The 20,557-nt window shown below is 68.8% G+C and carries 20 protein-coding genes; 12 read left to right on the forward strand and 8 right to left on the reverse strand.

The window, feature by feature from the left end:
* Nucleotides 1-966, reverse strand: a complete 966-nt coding sequence (locus ON31_RS33115; protein WP_244961269.1) for a hypothetical protein — start codon at nucleotides 964-966, stop codon at nucleotides 1-3.
* 274 nt (nucleotides 967-1,240) lie between these two features.
* Between ON31_RS33115 and ON31_RS33120 the strand changes: the two genes are divergently transcribed.
* Nucleotides 1,241-1,783 carry a GNAT family N-acetyltransferase gene (locus ON31_RS33120; protein ID WP_039819164.1) on the forward strand — a complete coding sequence of 181 codons (543 nt, stop codon included), beginning with the start codon at nucleotides 1,241-1,243 and terminating at the stop codon, nucleotides 1,781-1,783.
* Nucleotides 1,784-1,980: 197 nt separating this feature from the next.
* Here the strand turns inward: ON31_RS33120 and ON31_RS33125 are convergent, their stop codons facing one another.
* A complete protein-coding gene (locus ON31_RS33125) occupies nucleotides 1,981-3,618 on the reverse strand; it encodes a TlrC/CarA/OleB/SrmB family ABC-F type ribosomal protection protein (protein ID WP_039819165.1) in 1,638 nt (545 codons plus the stop codon).
* Nucleotides 3,619-3,872: 254 nt separating this feature from the next.
* Here ON31_RS33125 and ON31_RS33130 point away from each other — a divergent pair, with 254 nt between their 5' ends.
* The 3 genes from ON31_RS33130 (at nucleotide 3,873) to ON31_RS33140 (ending at nucleotide 6,146) form a co-directional block, all read left to right on the forward strand.
* The gene (locus tag ON31_RS33130) at nucleotides 3,873-4,760 is read left to right on the forward strand and encodes an ABC transporter ATP-binding protein (protein WP_039819198.1); all 888 of its coding nucleotides are present in this window, start codon (nucleotides 3,873-3,875) and stop codon (nucleotides 4,758-4,760) included.
* Nucleotides 4,761-4,796: 36 nt separating this feature from the next.
* A complete protein-coding gene (locus ON31_RS33135) occupies nucleotides 4,797-5,576 on the forward strand; it encodes a DUF2705 family protein (RefSeq protein ID WP_039819166.1) in 780 nt (259 codons plus the stop codon).
* 72 nt (nucleotides 5,577-5,648) lie between these two features.
* Nucleotides 5,649-6,146: a GbsR/MarR family transcriptional regulator gene (locus ON31_RS33140; protein WP_051038236.1), complete on the forward strand. Its 498-nt coding sequence runs from the start codon at nucleotides 5,649-5,651 to the stop codon at nucleotides 6,144-6,146.
* A gap of 15 nt (nucleotides 6,147-6,161) precedes the next feature.
* On the opposite strand, the gene ON31_RS33145 is transcribed toward ON31_RS33140, so the two are convergent.
* Complete coding sequence (locus ON31_RS33145; protein WP_029924139.1) at nucleotides 6,162-6,806, reverse strand: TetR/AcrR family transcriptional regulator; 645 nt, start codon at nucleotides 6,804-6,806, stop codon at nucleotides 6,162-6,164.
* A 159-nt stretch (nucleotides 6,807-6,965) separates the two neighbouring features.
* Between ON31_RS33145 and ON31_RS33150 the strand changes: the two genes are divergently transcribed.
* Entirely contained in the window at nucleotides 6,966-7,919 is a 954-nt protein-coding gene (locus tag ON31_RS33150) for an oxygenase MpaB family protein (RefSeq protein ID WP_039819167.1), read from the forward strand.
* A gap of 78 nt (nucleotides 7,920-7,997) precedes the next feature.
* Here ON31_RS33150 and ON31_RS33155 read toward each other — a convergent pair whose 3' ends face one another.
* Both ON31_RS33155 and zapE read right to left on the reverse strand, forming a co-directional pair.
* The gene (locus ON31_RS33155; protein WP_039819168.1) at nucleotides 7,998-8,804 is read right to left on the reverse strand and encodes a tyrosine-protein phosphatase; all 807 of its coding nucleotides are present in this window, start codon (nucleotides 8,802-8,804) and stop codon (nucleotides 7,998-8,000) included.
* A gap of 90 nt (nucleotides 8,805-8,894) precedes the next feature.
* Complete coding sequence (zapE, locus tag ON31_RS33160) at nucleotides 8,895-9,917, reverse strand: cell division protein ZapE (protein WP_039819170.1); 1,023 nt, start codon at nucleotides 9,915-9,917, stop codon at nucleotides 8,895-8,897.
* 53 nt (nucleotides 9,918-9,970) lie between these two features.
* Between zapE and ON31_RS33165 the strand changes: the two genes are divergently transcribed.
* The 4 genes from ON31_RS33165 to msrB all read left to right on the forward strand — a co-directional run bounded on the left by ON31_RS33165 (nucleotide 9,971) and on the right by msrB (nucleotide 14,289).
* Nucleotides 9,971-10,726 carry a pyrimidine reductase family protein gene (locus tag ON31_RS33165; RefSeq protein WP_306306440.1) on the forward strand — a complete coding sequence of 252 codons (756 nt, stop codon included), beginning with the start codon at nucleotides 9,971-9,973 and terminating at the stop codon, nucleotides 10,724-10,726.
* A gap of 94 nt (nucleotides 10,727-10,820) precedes the next feature.
* Nucleotides 10,821-12,380, forward strand: a complete 1,560-nt coding sequence (locus tag ON31_RS33170; RefSeq protein WP_039819173.1) for an alpha/beta hydrolase — start codon at nucleotides 10,821-10,823, stop codon at nucleotides 12,378-12,380.
* 145 nt (nucleotides 12,381-12,525) lie between these two features.
* The gene (locus ON31_RS33175; protein WP_051038237.1) at nucleotides 12,526-13,815 is read left to right on the forward strand and encodes a glycosyltransferase family 87 protein; all 1,290 of its coding nucleotides are present in this window, start codon (nucleotides 12,526-12,528) and stop codon (nucleotides 13,813-13,815) included.
* 39 nt (nucleotides 13,816-13,854) lie between these two features.
* Nucleotides 13,855-14,289, forward strand: a complete 435-nt coding sequence (msrB, locus tag ON31_RS33180) for a peptide-methionine (R)-S-oxide reductase MsrB (RefSeq protein ID WP_029924133.1) — start codon at nucleotides 13,855-13,857, stop codon at nucleotides 14,287-14,289.
* A gap of 228 nt (nucleotides 14,290-14,517) precedes the next feature.
* Here the strand turns inward: msrB and hemQ are convergent, their stop codons facing one another.
* On the reverse strand, nucleotides 14,518-15,213 hold the full coding sequence (gene hemQ, locus ON31_RS33185) for a hydrogen peroxide-dependent heme synthase (protein WP_039819174.1): 696 nt from the start codon (nucleotides 15,211-15,213) through the stop codon (nucleotides 14,518-14,520).
* Nucleotides 15,214-15,660: 447 nt separating this feature from the next.
* Between hemQ and ON31_RS33190 the strand changes: the two genes are divergently transcribed.
* Both ON31_RS33190 and ON31_RS33195 read left to right on the forward strand, forming a co-directional pair.
* On the forward strand, nucleotides 15,661-16,143 hold the full coding sequence (locus ON31_RS33190; protein WP_029924131.1) for a cation:proton antiporter regulatory subunit: 483 nt from the start codon (nucleotides 15,661-15,663) through the stop codon (nucleotides 16,141-16,143).
* Nucleotides 16,144-16,149: 6 nt separating this feature from the next.
* A complete protein-coding gene (locus tag ON31_RS33195; RefSeq protein WP_051038238.1) occupies nucleotides 16,150-17,376 on the forward strand; it encodes a cation:proton antiporter in 1,227 nt (408 codons plus the stop codon).
* 27 nt (nucleotides 17,377-17,403) lie between these two features.
* On the opposite strand, the gene ON31_RS33200 is transcribed toward ON31_RS33195, so the two are convergent.
* Both ON31_RS33200 and ON31_RS38725 read right to left on the reverse strand, forming a co-directional pair.
* Nucleotides 17,404-19,041 carry a cation:proton antiporter gene (locus tag ON31_RS33200; protein ID WP_306306441.1) on the reverse strand — a complete coding sequence of 546 codons (1,638 nt, stop codon included), beginning with the start codon at nucleotides 19,039-19,041 and terminating at the stop codon, nucleotides 17,404-17,406.
* Nucleotides 19,038-19,316: a cation:proton antiporter regulatory subunit gene (locus ON31_RS38725; RefSeq protein WP_029924128.1), complete on the reverse strand. Its 279-nt coding sequence runs from the start codon at nucleotides 19,314-19,316 to the stop codon at nucleotides 19,038-19,040. The genes ON31_RS33200 and ON31_RS38725 overlap by 4 nt, the downstream gene beginning before the upstream one ends.
* A 175-nt stretch (nucleotides 19,317-19,491) precedes the next feature.
* On the opposite strand from ON31_RS38725, the gene ON31_RS33210 reads away from it, so the two are divergent.
* Nucleotides 19,492-20,502, forward strand: coding sequence for a sensor histidine kinase (locus ON31_RS33210; RefSeq protein ID WP_051038239.1), 1,011 nt, complete (start codon nucleotides 19,492-19,494; stop codon nucleotides 20,500-20,502).
* The last annotated feature ends 55 nt before the right edge of the window (nucleotides 20,503-20,557 follow it).

The raw sequence follows: 20,557 nt of genomic DNA on the forward strand, positions 1-20,557 counted from the left end.
TCAGTCCAGCACCACGAAGGCCGCCACCAGGAACGTCATGATCACCATGAGCGCGAACCAGGAGATCAGCTGCCAGTGCACCAGGGCCTGCCGCTGGCTGCGCACGGTCAGCCGCAGGGTGGCGTCCACGCGGTCGTGGTCGGCGATGCGGCGCTGCGCGAGGGCCAGCTCGTCGGCGTGCTGCTGTGCGGACGACTCGGCGCGTTCCAGCCGGTGGGTGAGTTTGGACAGCAGCTTGGACCTGTCACGGGCGGCCTTGCGGGACAGTGCCAGCGCGGTGCGCTGATTCATCAGCTCGCGGCGCTGGCGTGCGATGACCGCCGCCTGTGTGCGCGTGTGACGTTCCCAATCGGCCACCGTGGCCCACCCTCCCGTATGTTCGTCGCGGTAGCCGTAGGCCACCTCGCCCGCGACCCAGTTCTCGATGAAATCCCGTATCTCCCAGGGCTTGTCACCCGGAGTCACCAAACCGCCCGGTCCGGGCGTCAGCTGTCCGCCGACCGCGCGGTAGTCACAGTCCGCGGGCGCGAAGTCCGACAGTGCCAGGGCGGGCAGATGTGCGATCTGCCAGCCGGGCGGGCACAGCCACAGCACCTCGGTGCAGCCCGCCGCCTTCAGCGCGGCGGTGCGGTGACGAGCGCGGGTGAGGTCCGGCACGGCGCCGCACACCTGGATCGCGCACACCCGATCCCCCTGCCGCCACAGCACATCCGGGTCCAATGGGCCGACCGTGCCGTCCACATGGGCGGTCTCGGCCCCGGCGGCCAGCAGGCGGCCGCGCAGCCAGTACTTGAGCCGCTGTTCGTCCCAGCGGCAGTCGGCGCAGCCCGGGGTGAAGCACGCCTCCCCCGGACGATGACCCCGCGCATCGGGTTCGGTTCTTCGTGGTGCGACCGGTTCGGGGAGCACGGGGTCGGCCAAGACCACCGACCGCCCGTGCGGAACCTCTACTCGCCTCGTGCTCACACGATCACCGCCCCAAACCACTGCGCCGTGAGCCGCTTCCCATCGGTACGGGAAACCACCAGCCCACGCCGTCTACTTCCAGAGTGCCGCAGGCAGCAGGGGACTACCCATGACAGTGACCGCATTCGTTACCCAACCGCTAGGAGTACGTGATCATCGAAGGCCCGAAAAGTAACACCCGGGGCCGATGCCCGACATCGCCTGCGTACAAATCCCTTTCGCGACACCCCCGGGCGCGCCGCCGCGCCGCTCGCACCCGTGCTTCACTGGTCGGGTGAGCAGCAATCCCACCGTGACCGTCGAACTCGCCGCCCCCGCGGACGCCGCCGCGCTCGGCGAGGTCGCCGCCGTCACCTTCCCGCTGGCCTGCCCGCCGGGTGCGGGTGCCGCCGATATCGCGGCCTTCATCGCCGACGTGCTGTCCCCGCGGCGGTTCACCGACTATCTCGCCGATCCGGCGCGCACCGTCCTCAAGGCGGTCGCGGACGGCCGCGTCATCGGCTACAGCCTGCTCGTCGCCGCCGAACCGACCGATCCGGATGTGGCGGCCGCGGTCACCCTGCGGCCGGTGACCGAGCTGAGCAAGATGTACGTGCTGCCCGGCCACCACGGCAACGGTGTCGCCGCCGCCCTCATGGCCGCCTCCCTCGACCGGGCCCGTACCGCCGACAGCGCGGGCGTCTGGCTCGGAGTCAACCAGGAGAACCAGCGCGCCCAGAGCTTCTACGCCAAGCACGGCTTTCAGGTGGTCGGCACCAAGACCTTCCTCGTCGGCGCCCAGCTGCACAGCGATTTCGTCATGCAGCGGGTGTTCTGACCGTTCTCAGCGCCGCGTCAACAGCGTCTCCGGAATCGGGCCCGCACGGGTCCACAGCAGTGCGCGACCCGCGTCCGGCTCGAGGTGGACGGCGGACCCGGACCTCACTCCGACCAGGTCGGCACCCGGCCGTCCGGCAGTGTCGTCGCACCGGGCCGGTCGGCTTCGAGCAGCGGCACGTATCGGTCCCTTCATGGTCAGGCAGCCACCGCCGGGGTATGGACGGCGCCGGAGCACAGCTCGAGGTGACGGCCGGTGAAGCGGTCGCGCATGCGGCGGTCGTGAGTGACCAGGACAACCGCGCCCGGATAGTCCGTCAACGCCTGTTCCAGATCCTCCACCAGCGCCGGCGAGAGGTGATTGGTGGGTTCGTCCAGCAGCAGCAGGTCGGCGGGATCGGTGGCCAGCCGGGCCAATTCGACGCGGCGACGCTGGCCGTAGGAGAGTTCGCCGATGCGCAGTCGCAATTCCGATGGGCGGAAGAGTCCTAGGGACAGCAGTGATTCGGCGTGCTCGTCGGGGTAGCCGGGCCGGTTCGCGGCGTAGGCGTCGAGCACCGTCATCCGGGACGGCCAGGGCGATTCCCGCTGTCGCAGATGGCCGACTCGGGCGGGCACCGTGACCGTGCCCGCATCGGGACGATGTTCAGCGGCAAGCAGTTTCAGCAGTGTGGTCTTTCCCGCGCCGTTGGGCCCCGTGATCAGCACCCGCTCGCCCGCCGCGATGCGCAGCTCGTCCACCCGGAGGCGGTCGGCCACGACCACCTCCGACAGCGTCGCGATCGGACCGCTGTCCGCCGCACCGGCCGTCGCGAACGCGGCGGTGAAGCGCAGCGGATCCGGTGGCGGGGCGAGCGGATCGGCGGTCAGCCGGGCCACCCGCTCCTTGGCATTGCGAATGCGGGACATGGCGCCGTGCCCGCGCCCGCGCGACCGGAACGGTCCGGCCGCGAAGACCGCGAGCGGCAACTTGCGCGGAATCGCCTCCAGCCGTGCGATATTCGAGTCGGCCAGGCGCTGATTGCGGGCCAGCTCCCGCTGCCACCGTTCGAATTCGCGCCGCTGACGGCGACGGGCGGCCGCCACGGCCGCCAGGTAGCCGTCGTAGCCGTCGCCGTGGCGGCGCACCGTGCCCGCGTCCACATCGAGCACGACCGAGGTGATGCGCTCCAGGAACACCCGGTCGTGGGTGACCGCGACAACGGTGCCGCGATGGTCGCGCAACCACTGCTCCAGCCAGGCGATGGCGGCATCGTCCAGATCGTTGGTCGGCTCATCCAGTAGCAGCAGTTCCGGTGCGGCGGCGAGGGTTCCCGCCAGGGCGAGGCGGCGGCGCTCGCCACCGGAGAGCGTTCCCAGCGGACGGTCGCGGTCCAGCTCCGGTAGACCGAGACCGTGCAGCGCGGCCGCCACCCGAGCGTCGGCCTGATAACCGCCGCGCACCTCGAACCGGGCTACCAGGTCGGTGTACGCGTCGAGACGGCGGCCGAGCGGACCGGGCGCGACCATGGCTCGTTCGGCCGCGCGCATCTCGGCTTCGAGCTCTCGCAGGTCGGCCAGGGCCAGATCTATCGCATCGGCCACGGTGGCGCTATCGGGCAGGTCCAGGACCTGCGCGAGATATCCGACTCCACCCGGAAAGTGCACGGTCACCTCGCCGTTGTCCGGCGATTCGCATCCGGCCAGCAGCCGCAGCAGCGTCGATTTGCCACTTCCGTTGTCGCCGACCACGCCGACCTTCTCACCGGGCCGAATGGTAACGCTCACGCGGTCGAGGATGACGCGCTCGTCGTAGCGCTTGGTGACGTCGGAGAGCGTGAGTTGGGCAGTGCGCACAGGTATCCCCTGTTCTGGCCGCGAACGGCCGGTTCGAAGTGGTTCGAGTGGGATCGCCGCGGAGCGGAGCTCAACGCGGCCGGGTGATTACAGGAAGAGGAAACCCATGAGGCTCACCAAGATATCGCCGGGCCGAACAGCCGTCAACGCCCAATTTCGCGAGCATCGAGGCTTGACATGTTCACAATGTTCAGCGTTTACTGAACACACCGCACATGCAGAACAAGGTGTCGAGCGGCAACCAAGGAGTGAAGATGACCGTCCCCGCCATTCGCGTCGCCGGGCTGACCAAGCACTACGGCAAGCATGTCGCCCTCACCGACCTGACGCTCGACGTCGCGCCGGGCGAGGTGTTCGGCTTTCTCGGACCCAACGGCGCGGGCAAATCCACCACCATCCGCATCCTGCTCGACCTGATCCGGCCCACCGCGGGACACGTCGAGATCTTCGGCACCGACCCCCGCGCCGGCGGCGCGGAGCTGCGGCGGCGCATCGGCTACCTGCCCGGCGAACTCGCCCTGGAGGGCCGCAATACCGCGCGCGAGCTGCTGGCGTTCTTCGCCGATCAGCGCGGCACCGTGCCCGCGGGGCGGATCGAGGAGCTGGCCGGACTGCTGGATCTGGACCTGTCCAAGCGGGTGGGCTCGATGAGCAAGGGCAACAAGCAGAAGGTCGGCATTGTCGCCGCCTTCATGCACTCCCCCGATCTGCTGATCCTCGACGAGCCGACCTCGGGACTGGATCCGCTTCTGCAGCAACGGTTTCTGGAACTGGTCGGCGAGGCCAAGCGCAACGGGCAGACGGTGTTCATGTCCTCGCACATCCTCAGCGAGGTGCAGCAGACCGCCGATCGCGCCGTCATCATGCGCGCCGGACAGCTGCTCGGCACCGAGAACGTGGAGGAGCTGCGCCGCCGCGCCCCGCGCAGCGTCGAGATGGTCTTCGCCGCAGACGTTTTCGCCGATGATTTCGAGCGACTGCCGGGGGTGCGCGACCTCGAGATCTCCGGCCGCAGCCTGCGCTGCACCACCGAGGGCGAGGTGGACGCGCTGTTCAAAACCGCCGCCAAGTATCCGCTGGTCAGCGTGCTGTCCACCGAACCCGACCTGGAGCAGATGTTCTTCAGCCTGTACGGCCGCTGAACTCTCCGCGCACGTTCTCACACAAAGGAATTCGATATGACCCGCTCGGTGTTCACCCAGACCCTCACGGAGCAGCGGCGCGGCCTGATCGGCTGGTCGATCGCGCTGTTCGCGGTGCCGATGATCTACGTGCCCTCCTACTCCACCTTCAAGGAGCAGGGTGCGCTCGACATCGAGGGCGGCGGCTTCTACGACGCACTCGGCATGGGCGACTTCGGCACGGCCACCGGCTATCTGGAGTCGACCATGTTCGCGCTGATGGGGCCGCTGCTGCTGCTCATCTTCGCGATCACCTTCGCGACCCGCACGGCCGCCCAGGAGGACAGCGGCACCCTGGACCTGCTGTTGGCCCAGCCCATCGACCGCGCCGACCTGCTGCTGCAGCGGTGTGCGGCGTTCGCGGCGCAGACCGCCGTGGTGGTCACCGTCTTCGGCCTCGCGGTCCTGGCCGGGGCGGCCAGCGCCGACATGGGGATTCCGGCGGGCAATATCCTCGCCGCCGTCGCCGGACTCGGGCTGCTGACCCTGGCGGTGGGCGCCATCACGCTGCTCGCCGGAGCCGCCACCGGGCACCGCGGGACCGCTCTGGCGGTCGCGACGCTGGTCGCGGTGCTCGGATATCTCGCCAACAATCTGGGCGGGATGATCGACGGCGCGCAGTGGCTGCGCAGGCTGTCGCCCTTCTACTACGCGGGCGGTGACTCGCCGCTGGTGAACGGCTGGAACATCGGATATCTCGCGGCACTGGCGGTGCTCGTCGCCATCGCGGTGGGACTGTCGCTGGCCGCCTTCGATCGCCGCGACCTCGCGGTCTAACCCGCCGAACGCGGGGTGGGTTCGGCGAACCCACCCCGCACAGCCGCGTCCTACGGAAGGAATACTCATCCCATGACTAGCGCAGCCGAACCGAACACCGCCCCCACCGACGCCCAGCTGGCCTTCGTGGAGGATTACGCGCTCGTCCTCGAACAGATGGGGCTCGTCCGCATGGTCGGCCGGACCGTCGGCTGGTTGTTGGTCTGCGACCCTCCGGAGCAGACGTTCAATCAGATCACCGAGGCGCTGCAAGCGTCCAAGGGTTCCATCTCCGGCGCTCTCAAGACACTGACGACGATGCGGTGGGTGGACAAGACCAGCAAGCCCGGCGACCGCCGAGACTACTACTACATCCGACCGGGCATCCTGCCCGAGCTGACACGGCAGCAGTCCGGCATCTACGACAGCCTCACGGCCGTCACCGCACGCGGTCTCGCCTTGTTCGACGATCCCGAGGGCGGGGACGCGGCTCGGATACGGGATACCCATGGTTTCTTCGCGTGGATGGGCAAGGAGCTGCCCGCGCTGATCGACCGGTGGGAGGCCGAACACGGCGGCGGCGCACGATGATTCGGCGCGAGCCGCTCACGCCCCGCCGCTGAGCAGACCGACGATGGAGCGTACGAACTCGTCGAGGCGCTCCCTCGGATACTCGGCCGGTTCGCTCACCGCGAGGCGGCCCAGCATTTCGGCGATGGTGAGCAGGGAGTTGGCGAGCAGTCCGGAATCGATTGTCGCCCAGCGGGAGTCGAGCGCCGCACCCATACGGATCAGCGCCTCCGCCTGATCGAAGATCCCCGTGCGCGAACTGCGCAGGGCCGCACGGTATTCCTCGGGCGCGCTCCCCGGGGAGGTGAGGATCAGCCGCCAGCGGGTCGGATCCTCCAGCACCACGCCGATGAAGGCGGCCACCGTCGAGGAGGCCGCCAGCACCGGATCCGCACCGACCAGATCGGTGGGCAGGGTGTCGGCGACCTGTTCGAGGCCGCGTTCGCGTTCCCGCTCCAGCAGGGCCGCCACCAGTTCGGCGCGGGTCTTGAAGACCGTGTAGAGCACCGGTTTGGCCACGCCCGCCTGCTGCGCGACGGCCTCCATGCTGAGTTCGTGCAGTTCGGCTCGGCCGAGGACCGCGTAGGCGGCGTCGAGCAGTTGGGCGCGACGCTGTTCGGGAGGCAGGCGCGGCGCGTAGCGGCGGCGCGGGCGGTCGGTCCCGGTGCGGGATTTCGTCACGGCCAGCTCACCTCCATTCGACCATCGTGTCAGTCCCGGGCCGGAATGGGAAAACGATCGACGACGCAAATACTACGGGACCGTTGTATTCAACGCCCGCAATTGCTACGGTGGCGTTGTATTCGCCGTCCGGCGCAGCACGCACCGAGGGAGCAGCCCATGGCCTTCGATCCGACCACCCTCCGCAGGGACGATTACGGGTTCTTCGGCCCCGATTCGCTGAGCTGGAAGATCTGGACCGCTCCCACCGCGGTCATCGGCTTCCAGCGGGCGGTCGTCCTGGAACACTTCGATCCGTTCCTGACCGCGGCCGTAGCCGACGCCCGGGGCATCTACACCGATCCGCGCAGTCGCCTGGACAATACGTTCTCCTACTTCCTCATCGCGGCCATCGGGGACGGACGCACCGCCATCCAGGCATCCGAACATCTCATGCGGGTGCACACGCCCATGACCGGCATCGAACCGATCAGCGGGCAGCGCTACAGCGCCAACAGTCCCGAGACCCAGCTGTGGATCCACATCACCGGCTGGCATTCGGTGCTCAAGGCCTACGAGGTGTACGGTCCTGGCCCGCTCACCCCCGAGGAGGACGAACGGTACTGGGCCGAATGCGCCATCGCGGCCGAACTCCAGACCTGCAAGCCGGAGGACGTCCCGCGCAACCGCGCCGAGGTGCGCGAGTACTACGCGCGGGTGCGCCCGCGGCTGTGCGTCTCCGAGGCCGCCGCCGAGGGAATGCGGCATCTGCTGTGGACATCCCGGAAGAACGGCGCGGGCATCACCTACGCGCTGGGCAGCAGGCTGCTGTCGCTCGCCTCCGCGCCCATCACTCCGAAGTGGATGCGCCGCCTCGGCGGGTACGACTACCCGGTGCTGGTGGATCTGGCGGTCCGCCCCGCCGCGAAGATCCTGGTCTGGCTGTTCGCGCTGTTCAATTCGTTCGGCCTGATCAAGGCCGCCCCGCTCATCGCGCCGATGGCCGGACAGATCCTGGCCCAGCACGTGAAATACGAACCGCCGACCACACCGGAGACCATCACCCCGGCCCGCGCGCGGGAGCTGTACAGCTCGCGCGGAGATCGGATGCGCGCGGTGGCAGACGCCGGTTAGGCAGCGGTGACAGCCGCCGGCCCGGGATTCCCGCGTCCGGGCACGGCACCGGGTATCAGGCGAGCGGTTTCGCTTGTCTCAGGCGAGCAGTTTCGCCTTCAGAGCCGCGATGTCGGCATCGGTCAGCCGCAGGCCGTCACGGACGTAGCCGTCGAAGCTGCCGTAGCTCCGCTCGACCTGGTCGAATGCCGCGTCCAGCGCCGCTGGGACCACACCGTTGAGGGCGTCGTTCTCCGCCGCCCCGCGATAGTGGTTCGACAGCAGGTAGTCGTAGGTGACGGTGTCGCGGTCCACGCCGAGGAGGGTGAGCAGCACCGCGGCGGTCCACCCGGTGCGGTCCTTGCCCGCGGTGCAGTGGAACAGCATCGAACCGTCGGAGTGGGCGATATCGCGCAAGACACTCGCGAAGCCCTCGTTCGCGCCGGGGGCGGTGATGAAGGCGCGGTAGAGATCCGCGCCCGCCGACAGCGTGGAGACCAGCACCTGCGGCGGAGCCCCGCCGATGACGTCGTCGTGGTTCAGCGTCGCGCCGACCGGCACCCGATCGGGGGCGGCGGCGCGCTCGAAGGAGGTGCGCAGGTCGTCGACGACGGTCAGGCCGCGGGAGGTGAGCGCGGCCAGATCGGCGTCGGTGGCCTTGCTCAGATCCCCGCTGCGGAACACCAGACCGGTGCGCACGGTATGCCCGTCCGTGGTGCGGTAGCCGCCCGCGTCACGAGCGTTGGCGACGCCCCGCAACCCGAGGGACCGATCGTCGGTGCTCACCACCACGGCGGTGGTCGCGCCGGACGGATCGGCCGCCGCGGCGGTGCCCGCCGCGCCGACGACGGGGGCGAAACAGAGGGCGGCCGCCACGACGGCCCGGACAGCGCGGTCGCGCACCATGAGTACCTCTTTCCGTCGGCCGGACTCCACGGTCCGGCGATCCCCCGGCAAATTACCGGACGGAAGTATCGCGGCAGGGGCCCGCCCGCCTCAGGACGCGGCCGGGGCCTCGAAACGCGACAGCGCCAGCAGGCGCGAAATGGCGCGCAGGTACTTCTTGCGGTAGCCGCCGTCCAACATCTCCTGGGAGAAGATCCGGTCCAGTTTGGCGCCGGAGACGGTCACCGGGATACCGGCGTCGTAGAGCCGGTCGGCCAGCACCACGATGCGCAGCGCCACCGCCTGATCGGTCACCGTGTGCACACCGGAGATGTAGACCGCCGAGATGCCGTGGATCAGCGCGCCGTATCGCGACGGGTGCAGGGTGCTCAGGTGCTTGCACAGCTGGTCGAACTCGTCGAGGGTGGAATCCGGTGTGGCGGCGGCCTTCTCGGCCAGCAGCTCGGGCGCGGTGGGTTCGGGGGCGGGCGGCAGGTCGCGGTGCCGGTAGTCGGGTCCGTCCACGCGCACGGCCTCGAACAGCGAACCCAGCTTCTTGATCTCGCGCAGGAAGTCCTGGGCGGCGAAGCGGCCCTCGCCCAACTGCCCCGGCAGGGTGTTGGAGGTGGCGGCCACCGAGACGCCGCGTGCGGTCAGCTCGGTCAGCAGGCGCGAGACCAGCATGGTGTCGCCCGGATCGTCGAGTTCGAACTCGTCGATGCACAGCACGCTGTTGGCGGCGAGCCGCTCCACGGCGTTGTTGAAGCCGAGCGCGCCGACCAGATTGGTGACCTCACCGAAGGTGCCGAAGGACTTCGGGGCGGGCACGCTGTGGAAGATCGAGGCCAGCAGGTGGGTCTTGCCGACACCGAAGCCGCCGTCCAGGTACAGGCCCACGCCCTGCACCGGCTTCTTCTTGCCGAACAGGCCCTTCTTGTCGGCGGCCTTGCGCACCTTGGTGACCTGGGTGGCGAACTCCTCGGCCGTGCGCACGGCGGCGGCCTGGGTCGGCTCCTTGGGATCGGGGATGTAGGAGGCGAAGCTCACCTCGTCGAAGGTGGGCGGCGGCACCATCTGGGCGACGAGCTGATCTGCCGGAACCTCCGGGTGGCGATCGACGAGGCGTTGTTGCACCCGCGTAGCGTACTGACGTGGTGTGATGGACAGTCATGCAGCGTATCCCCAATGTGACCCAGCTCGCAGCCATCGGTGACGATCACCTGGTTGGGATGTACGCCTATCCGGCGCGACCGGATCGGCCGTGGATACGCGTCAACTTCGTCACCAGCATCGACGGGGCGGCCACCCTGGACGGACGATCCGGCGGACTGGCCACCCCCGCCGACAAGAGGGTCTTCCATCTGCTGCGTGACCTCGCCGACGTGGTGCTCGTCGGTGCGGGCACCGCCCGCGCCGAGAACTACGGGGCCGCCCACACCGACGAGCGCCTGCGAATCCGGCTGCACCACCACGGGTTCGGCGGCCACCCGGACGGCGCACCGCCCCGCATCGCGGTGGTCACCGCCAGTGCGGCACTCGATCCCACCAGCCGCCTGTTCACCGATACCGGCGCGCATCCGCTCATCCTCACCACCGCCGACGCGCCCGCCGACCGCAAGAAGGCGCTCACCGACGCCGGAGCCGAGATCGTCGAAGCGGGCGAGACCGCCTGCACCGCAGACGGAATCCGCACCGCCCTGAGCGAACGCGGCTTCCGCCGGGTGCTGTGCGAGGGCGGCCCCGCGCTGTTCGGCGACCTCATCGAGGCCGAGGCCGTCGACGACCTGTGCCTCACCGTGACACCCCTGCTGGTGGGTGGAACCGGACGGCGGATCGCATTGTCCCCCAATGCCATGCCGACCCCCATGTGCTGTCGGCACCTGCTGCTCGCGGACGACGGCACCATGCTCACCCGCTGGGAACGCGCCCACCCGCACGGCTGACGCCACCCCCGCGACCTCGTCCGCCGGGTCGGCGGCGCACCGGCCGCCCCACCCATTGCTGAAACCGGCCGCCGGACCTGGCAGGCTGTAGCGCATGCGCTGGACTCGGGCCGCTCTGCTGGCGTCGACACTTTCGATCCTGGTGACCACCGGCTGCGGGGCCGGACCGTCGGACCGCCCCGACGTCGCCGTCGAACGGCCGCGCCAGGCCGGGGAGGTGCAGACCTCCACCGAACCCACCCCGCCCCCGGCTCCCGAAGTGCCGAAAACCGAGCTGGCATGGCGGGATTGCACCGTCCCCACCTTCAATCTGCTGTCACTGGGCACGCCGCCCGCCGGACTCGTCCTGGAGTGCGCCGAATACACCACGCAGGTGGACGCCACCGGCGGTGTGGGCGGCAACTTCCAGACCGCGGCCCTGCGCGCCCGCTACGACCGCACCCCCGCCGACGCCGCACCGCTGGTGCTGACGTCCGGCTCCGACCGGGCCTCCACCGCCACGCTGGCGGCCTTCGCGGCGGGCGGAGCGGGAGCGCTGCTGAGCGAGCGGCCCGTGGTGGCCGTGGACCGGCGCGGCATCGGCAGCTCCGAACCCATCGACTGCGTGGGCGGCGATATCCGGCAGCGACTGCTCGACCAGGCCCAATTCGGTCCCGGGGCAAGCGATCCGGTGGCGGCGGTCGCCGGGCTTAGCCAGGACGCCACCATCTCCTGCCAGGACTACCTGCAACCCGGACAGGGCACCTTCGACGCCGCGCACGCCGCCGACGACATCGAACAGCTGCGACGGCAGTGGCAGGTCGAGCACATCGCGCTGCTCGGCAGCGGCAGCGGGTCGAATATCGCGCTGGCCTACGCCCGCAAGTACGGCGACCACCTCGCCCGCCTGGTGCTCGACTCCCCCGAACCGGTCGACACCGATGCCGTCGGACGGGCCGAACAGCGGGTCAAGGGCGCCGAGGCCGCGCTCACCGCCTTCGCACAGCGCTGCCGGGCCCTGAACTGCGCCCTGGGTGACGATCCGCGCACCGCCATCGCCGATCTGGTGGCGCGGGCCGAGCGCGGGGATTTCGGGGAGCTGTCGGCGTCGGCGCTGGTGACCACGCTCAGCGACTTCCTCGGCGATCCGCGCGGACTGCCGAATCCCGTCGTCACCGAATTCGCCGACGCCCTGGCCGCACTCGGACGCGGCGATCGCGGACCCATCACGCCGCGGGTGCAGCGGGCCGCCGCGGCCATCGCCAACGACGGCGCGTTCGTGAACCGGTGCAGCGACAGCCAGGTGCCCGCCACCCCGGTGCAGGCCCGGGAGCTGATGGGCACCTGGGGCGGCGAATACCCGGTGTTCGGGCGGGTGGCGGCGATCGACCTCATGGTGTGTTCGGCCTGGCCGGTCGCCGCACCGCAGGCCATGCCGGAGAAGTTCGAACTCGACACGCTGGTGCTGGGCGCGAAGGCCGACCCGGTGGTGGGCGACGAAGGACGGCCCACGGTGACCGGGGCGCTGGCCGCGGCGGGAGCGCGCACCTCCACCGTGGAATGGCAGGGGTGGGGCCATCCGGTCGTATCGCATTCCGGCTGTGCGCAGCGGGCCGTCGTGGACTACCTGCGGCAGGGCACCCTGCCCGAGAACGGCACCGCCTGCCCGGCCTGAGCCCGATCGGTCGGTCGGATGACCGGTAGGCGGGAGTCGCGCCGGTCAGCGCGGCCACGCCGATGCCCCGGGAGATTGTGCGCTATCGCACGCTTTCGGCGGGTCCGCGCACCCATGACCGTACGTTCCGGTGTACCGTGCCCCAGTGTTCCTTCGCCAGCTCGAGCCCCGAACAGCTCGTACCACCGCCGAGGTCCTGAACTTCGCACTGTGGCCATTCGCGATCCTGACCGTACTGAACCGAGTGTTCATCAAGGCCGTCAACGGATTCATCACCGACGACTTCCGACCGGTCTACAACGCGTCGCTGGCGTTCTTGAACCACCAGCCGATCTACACCGCGAACTTCGGCTCGACCGACCCGCACTACCTGTACCCGCCGAGCGGGACACTGCTCATCGCGCCGCTGGCGATTCTCGATCCGGAGAAGTCGCGCTGGTGCTTCATCCTGCTCAACGCGGTCGCGATTCTGCTCGCCTGGTATCTGCTGCTGCGGCTGTTCAAGTTCACGCTCTCCTCGGTGGCCGCGCCCGCGCTGCTGCTGGCCATGTTCATGTCCGAGACTGTGATCAACACACTGGTTTTCACCAATATCAACGGCTGCATCCTGCTGATCGAGGTGGTGTTCATCCACCTGCTGCTGCAACGGCGGGATCTGTGGGCGGGTGTGGCCATGGGGTTGGCGATCGCGGTGAAGGGGCCGATTCTCGCGCCGCTTCTGCTCGTCGCGGTGGCACGCGGCCAGTGGAAGACGCTCGTCCCGGCGATCAGCGTCCCGGTGGTGCTCAACCTGGCGGCCTGGCCGCTCATCGTGGACTGGATGGACTTCTGGACCCACACCTACCCGTACCTGTCGGAGGCGCGGGACTACTTCAACAGCTCCATCGTCGGCAACGGCATGTACTACGGCGTCGCGGACTGGCTGACCTGGATCATCCGGCTCAGCATCGGCGTACTGGTCCTGCTCTCGCTGTGGCTGCTGTACCGCTACTACCGCCAGGACGAGCTGTTCTTCATCTGCACCAGCTCCGGTGTGCTGCTCACCGCGGTATTCGTGCTGGGGCCGCTCGGGCAGATGTACTACTCCATGCTGCTGTTCCCGTTCCTCATGACGGTGGTGCTGCGCAATTCGGTGCTGCGGAACTGGCCCGCCTGGCTGGCCATCTTCGGCTTCATGACCTACGACAAGTGGCTGTCGGACCGCTGGCAGAGCGCCGGTCGCACCCTGGAGTACCTGCGCACCACCTTCGGCTGGGGTTTGCTGCTCATCGTGGTGTTCTGTGTCCTGGGCGACCGTTATCTGGCCGCCAGGCGCGAGGGTCGGCTGCATGTCGGCCTCACCCTCGATCCGCCGTGGATGCATCCGGAGACCGCGGTGACGCGCGAGCGGTTGAACGGGCGGCCTCGCGAGGCCGTCGAAACCGCCAAGCCGTAGGACGCTGCGAGCGCCGAAGCGACGTATTAGCGTGGGGGCATGAGTTCCGATGCTGATACCTCGCTTCCGGCACCGCGCATTCAGCTGACGCCACAGGAGTGGCGGGCCAAACTCTCCCCCGAGGAGTACCGAGTGCTGCGGGAGGCCGGCACCGAACGGGCCTTCACCGGCGAGTACACCGACACCGAGACCGAGGGCGTGTACTCCTGCCGCGCCTGCGGGGCCGAATTGTTCCGCAGCGGCGAGAAATTCCACTCGCACTGCGGCTGGCCGTCGTTCTTCGATCCGGCGAACTCCGACGCGGTCATCCTGCGCCCGGACGATTCACTGGGCATGCGCCGGGTCGAGGTGCTGTGCGCCACCTGCCACAGCCATCTGGGGCATGTCTTCGAGGGTGAGGGCTATCCGACACCCACAGACAAGCGCTACTGCATCAACTCCATCTCGCTGCGGCTGACGCCCACCGAGCGGTAGCGCGGGCAGCGGCGGAGGACGACGAACGGACCCACGCCACGTCGGTGTCACCGCCCATGCGACACCTCGGTGGTCGTGGTCCGATCGACTGAACAACCAGTCTTCCTGCGGTCGCACCCCTCGGACTCCGCAGACGAACGAGTCGCAGAAACCCTACGGAGAGCGAGGGATTCCGCGCATGCCCCGAATTCCTGGGGCAGTCGGCTGGCTATCGGTCGGCGATCGCGTTCAGGGCAGCGCGTGGACCAGTTGCTCCACCTCGACGCGCGGGCCGGTGAAGAACGGGATCTCCTCGCGGACGTGCAGGCGGGCCTCGGTGGCGCGCAGGTCGCGCATGAGGTCGACGATGCGGTGCAGTTCGGGGGCCTCGAAGGCGAGCAGCCACTCGTAGTCACCGAGAGCGAAGGAGGCCACGGTGTTGGCGCGTACGTCCGGGTAGCCGCGGGCGGCCTTGCCGTGGTCGGCCAGCATCTTGCGGCGCTCCTCGTCGGGGAGCAGATACCACTCGTAGGAGCGGACGAACGGGTACACGCAGATGTACCTGCCCGGCTCCTCACCGGCGAGGAAGGCCGGGATGTGGCTCTTGTTGAACTCGGCCGGGCGGTGCAGGGCGGCATTGCTCCACACCGGGGCGCTCGCGCGGCCCAGTTCGGTGGTGCGGCGGAAATCGGCGTAGGCGGCCTGCAACTCCTCGATCTGCTCGGCATGCCACCAGATCATGAAATCGGCGTCGGCGCGCATCCCGGCCACGTCGTAGAGGCCGCGCACCACCACCCCGCGCTCCTCCAGCGAATCGAAGAAGGCCCTCGCCTCCTTGACGATCGCCTCGCGCTCGTCCCCCAGCGCCCCGGGCTCCACCTGGAACACCGAGAACATGAGGTAGCGGATGGTGTCGTTGAGGGCCTTGTAGTCGAGTCGCGCCATACCCCCATCGTGCCATTCGCCCGGATCGTATCCGCACGCCGGGCGCGGTGTCGGAGCGCGAATACGAACACACCCGCCACCGGTGAGATACGGCTCACGTGGCCCAGCGCGCACGGTCGACCGGCAGGGCGCACGCGGCCCGGCCATGCATTCGAAATATGCCCGATACCACTATGTTTCGGGTCACGACCGCGCCATCTCGCCAGCGCGCGATTTGCCAGCGCCGATACCTTACGGAATCATTACGAAGCACGGAGAGCCGGGCGACCGGCCGGCACATGACTCCACGAGTCCGTTTCGTGTGAATCGAACCGAAAGGAGCCGCCCCATGGCATACACGCATACCGCGTATCCGATGCCGTGCCTCTCTCCCCGAACCAGGTCGCGGTAGTCGCATCCCATCTCGTGACACCCCATCCCCCATATCGCGGGGCTAGGGTGGGGCGCGTGAACGTCGAAGTTACACAGCTGCCCGGAATCGGTGTGCGCAAGGACTTTCCGCTGTCGGGTAGCCGCCGCACCGTCGGAGTCATCGATCACAAGGACGGCACGATCGACCTGATCGTCAGCAAGCCCGGCAATCCCGACGCGACCGATCAGATTCCGCTCACCGCCCACGAAGCGACCGTGCTCGCCAATCTGCTGGGCGCCCCGCAACTGGTGGCCCAGCTGCAGGATGAGCACCGAGACTTCAGCGGCCTCACCACCCGGCAATTGCCGGTCCGATCGGGGTCGCCCTATGACGGACATCTGCTCGGGGACACCCGGATGCGGACGCGCACCTCGGTATCGATCGTGGCCGTGATGCGATCCGGCCACGCGATCCCCTCGCCCGGCCCCGAGTTCCTCTTCACCGAGGGCGATGTCCTGGTTGTTGTCGGCACGGCGGAGGGCCTGGTGGCCGCCGCCAGAATCATGACGGATGGCTGAACGTAGATGGTGGCACACGAAACCGCGCTCGCGCTGATACAGCTGGGCGCGGTCTTTTTCGGTCTGGGTCTGTTGGGGCGGGTCGCCGCGCGCATCGGCATGTCGCCGATTCCGCTCTATCTGGTCGGCGGCCTGGTATTCGGTACCGGCGGGTTGGTCGAGCTGCATCACGTCGACGAGTTCATCCATCTGGCCAGCGAGATCGGCGTGGTGCTGCTGCTGTTGCTCCTGGGATTGGAGTACTCGGCAAAGGAACTCGTCACCGGGTTGCGGAACTCGTGGGCGGCCGGTGTGCTCGACATCGTCTTGAACGCCACCCCGGGTGTGGTGGTGGCGCTCATGCTGGGCTGGGGCGTCACCGGCGCGGTGGCGATGGCGGGGGTCACCTACATCTCCTCGTCGGGAATCATCGCGAAGGTGCTGGGTGACCTCGGGCGGTTGGGCAACCGGGAGACACCGACGATCCTGTCCATCCTGGTGTTCGAGGATCTGGTCATGGCCGGGTACCTGCCGGTGTTGACCGCGGTGCTGGCCGGGCTGGGCTTCGCGGCCGGATTGCAGACCGTCGGCATCGCGCTCACCGCGGTCACCGTCGTCCTGGTGGTCGCGCTGCGCTACGGCAAATACGTGTCGATGCTCGTCGACAGCCAGGACCGGGAGATCTTCCTGCTCAAGCTCCTCGGTTCCGCACTGCTGGTCGCGGGTGTCGCCTCCGCCCTGCAGGTATCGGCCGCCGTCGGTGCGTTTCTGCTCGGTATCGCCATCTCCGGATCGACCGCCCACACCGCCACCAAGGTGCTCGAACCGCTGCGCGATCTGTTCGCGGCCCTGTTCTTCGTACTGTTCGGGCTCAGCACCGATCCGCGCAGCATTCCGCCGGTGCTGGGCTGGGCCGTCGTGCTGGTGGTGGTGACGACCGCGACCAAAGTGGCGACCGGCTGGTGGGCCGCCAAGCGCGCCGGGGCCTCCAGGTACGGCCGCGCCCGCGCGGGCACCGCGCTCATCGCGCGCGGTGAGTTCTCGATCGTCATCGCGGGTCTGGCCGTCAGCGCCGGTGCGGTGCCCGGAGAATTCGCCGCCCTGGCCACCACCTACGTGCTGCTGATGGCCGTGCTGGGGCCGATCGCCGCCCGTGTGGTCGAACCCCTGTTGCGCTGGAAGGACCAGCGTGGCCGACCCGAACCCCGTGATCACGACGGGACGCCGGCGGGAGTAGAGATCGCGAAGTCATGACCCGGCCGTCGGATGCGCACCGCCGCTTCAGGTCGACATGCCGAGCAGCTCGGTGAATTCGGCCGCCGACGCCTCCGCCGCCATCGCGAAAGGCTCCAGAACGAGATCCACGTCGGCGGCGCGGAGCCGTTCGGCGTCGTGCGCGGTGAAGGCCGTCAGCGCGATCCCGCCGCTGTACTCGCGGTGCCGCAGCGCGTGCAGCAGCGCCTGATTGGTGTCGACCGCGGGAATCGTGCTGATCACGGCGCGGGCACCGGCCAACGGCAGGGTCTCGAGCACATGGGTGTCCTCGGCGCTGCCGAAGATCGCGGTGACGCCGGGCGGCTGTGCGGCGGCCACTCGACCGGGGTCGAAGTCCACGGCGAGGACGCGGTATCCGGCATCGCTCAAACTCCGAGCCATATGGCTGCCGAACCGTCCCAGGCCGTACAGCACGACATCGGCGGATTCGGAATCCTCGGCGGTGGCGGCGGACTCTGCGACACGGTCACCGGTGCGGTCGAAGACGGTGAGGAATCGCCCGATGCGACGGTAGATCTGATGCGAGTACAGGATCAGATAGGTTGACCCGCCGATGGTCATCAGGCCGACGACGGTGATCAGGCTGACCGTGGCATTGGTGATGTGGCCCAGGCTCAGTCCGAGCGCTGCGAGAATGAGCGAGAACTCCGAGATCTGAGCGACCGTGAGCCCGGCCAGGAAGCCCACCTTCACCGGATAGCGCATGAGCGCCATGATCACGATGACGATGAGTGGATTGCCGATCAGCACGAACAGCGAGAAGACCACCGCCTCGGCGATCTGCTGTCCGGCATGGGTGAATTCGAGTTTCGCACCGAGGTCGAGGAAGAAGAACAGCAGCAGGAAGTCACGCAGGCTGACCAGCCGAGCGCCGAGCGCGTCGCGGTACTCGGTGCTGGCCAGCGACACCCCGGCGAGGAACGCGCCGACCTCGGAACTGAAGCCGAGCCATTCGCTCAGCGCCGCCAGCGACACCGCGTACGAAACACCGAACAGCACCAGCAGTTCCTGCGAGCGCGCGACACGGCGCAGCAGCCACGGCATCACCCGCATCACCAGCGCCACACCGATCAGCAGTCCGACGCCCTTGCCCGCCACCATATTGAGCGCGACGTTGTCGCCGGTCTGCCGTCCCCACGCGGTGAGCGCGATCATGACCAGCACCACCACGATGTCCTGCACAATGAGGAATCCGACCGCGATTCGGCCGTGCAGATGGTCCAGTTCCCGCTTGTCGGACAGCAGTTTGACGATGATGATCGTCGATGAGAAGGTCAGCGCCACCGCGACGTAGATGGCGGTGACGGTGACCATGCCGAGCGCGATGGCGATCAGGTAGCCGATCACCGAGGTGAACACCACCTGCCCCAGACCCGTCGCCAGCGCCACCGGTCCGGTATCGCGAATCATGTGGATGTCCAGGCGCAATCCCACCAGGAACAGCAGAATCGCGATACCGAGGCGGGCCAGCAGCTCGATGGCTCCGTCGGAGGTCACCCATCCGGTACCGACCGGCCCGACGACCACGCCGACACCGATGAACGCCACGATCATCGGCTGCCGCAGCCGGGTGGCCAGCATGCCCACCACCGCGGCGATCGCCAGCACGGCCGCGATCATGGGGAAGCCGTTGAACTCCGTCACGCCGGACCGCGCTCGCCGCTGAGTTCGTCGATCCGGCGTTCCAGCTCGGCCACCCGATCTCGAATCGGCGCGCTGTGCAACAGCTCCGCCAGCCGGTCGGCCTCATCCGGTTCGAGGGTCAGCGTCTGCAACGGAGCATCGTGACCGACCCGATGGTAGACGACGATCTGCCGCGTACCATCGGCTCGAACGATCAGAGCGAACCGCGAACCGTCACGAGTGCGGCAATGATGCAGCACCGCCCTGCCCGGAACGGTTGACAGATCGATTTCCATCCGCGACTCCCTTCACCACCGGCCGACGCCTGCCAACCCCAGTCTCGATGGGGCGGCGAGAGGCGGGCTATGGGCGACAGCACCCATTTGTCGGATCCATCGCCCGCTACCGCGATCAGCGAATGAGAGTCGCGCCCCATGGACACCGACGCACCCACCGGACAGACTGGGGCCCATGAGCGGTCGGGCCGTCGCTGCCATCGGCCGGTGGGCACGGACACCGATCCCCGCCGGCGCGCTGTTCCGCCGCGTCGTGATCATCAACGGCCTGGTGTTCACCCTCGGCACGCTCGTGCTCGCACTGTCACCGGCCTCGGTGTCCTCGCGCGTGCGGCTCACCGAGATCCCGGTACTGGTCATCGGCCTGGCGGTCATCCTCGCGGCCAACGCCTTCCTGCTGCGCTCCAGCCTGGCGCCCATCGACGAACTGATCACCTCCATGCACCGGGTGGACCCGCTGCGCGGCAGCACCCGCCTGCACGACCGCGGCAACGGCGACTGGAACCACCTCATCGACACCTTCAACGCCATGGCCGAGCGACTCGAAACCGAACGCAGCGCCGCCAGCACCTCCGCCCTGGCCGCCCAGGAGAACGAACGCCAGCGCATCGCCCGCGAACTGCACGACGAGATCGGCCAAAGCCTCACCGTGGCGCTGCTGCGGCTGCGCCGCACCCACGACCGCGCCCCGGCCGAACTCCACGACGACCTGCACGCGGTCCAGGAGACCGTCCGCGCCTGCCTGGACGAGGTGCGCGGGATAGCCCGCCGCCTGCGCCCCGACGTGCTCGAGGACCTCGGATTGCCCAGTGCGCTCGCGGCCCTGTGCAATGAGTTCGCCACCACCGCGGGCATCACCGTCACCCGCGACATCGACCCAGATCTGGGCCGCCTCGACCCCGACACCGAGCTGGTCTGCTATCGAGTCGCCCAGGAATGCCTCACCAATATCGCCCGCCACGCGCACGCCACCCGGGCCCGGCTGCTGCTCACCACCGACGATCACACGCTGCTGCTGCGCATCCGCGACGACGGCACCGGCACCGTCGCCCGCGAGGGCGCGGGCATGCGCGGCATGCGCGAGCGCGCCCTGCACGTCAACGCCACCCTCACCATCGACGCCCGGCCCGGGCACGGTACCGACATCCAGCTCACCATCCCGACCGATCAGCGGAGGTCGTCGTGAACGCGCCCGCCCCGACCCGCATCCTGCTCGCCGACGACCACGCCCTGGTGCGCAG

The organism is Nocardia otitidiscaviarum NBRC 14405, assembly GCF_000308635.1.
GTDB classification, from domain to species: Bacteria; Actinomycetota; Actinomycetes; order Mycobacteriales; family Mycobacteriaceae; genus Nocardia; species Nocardia otitidiscaviarum.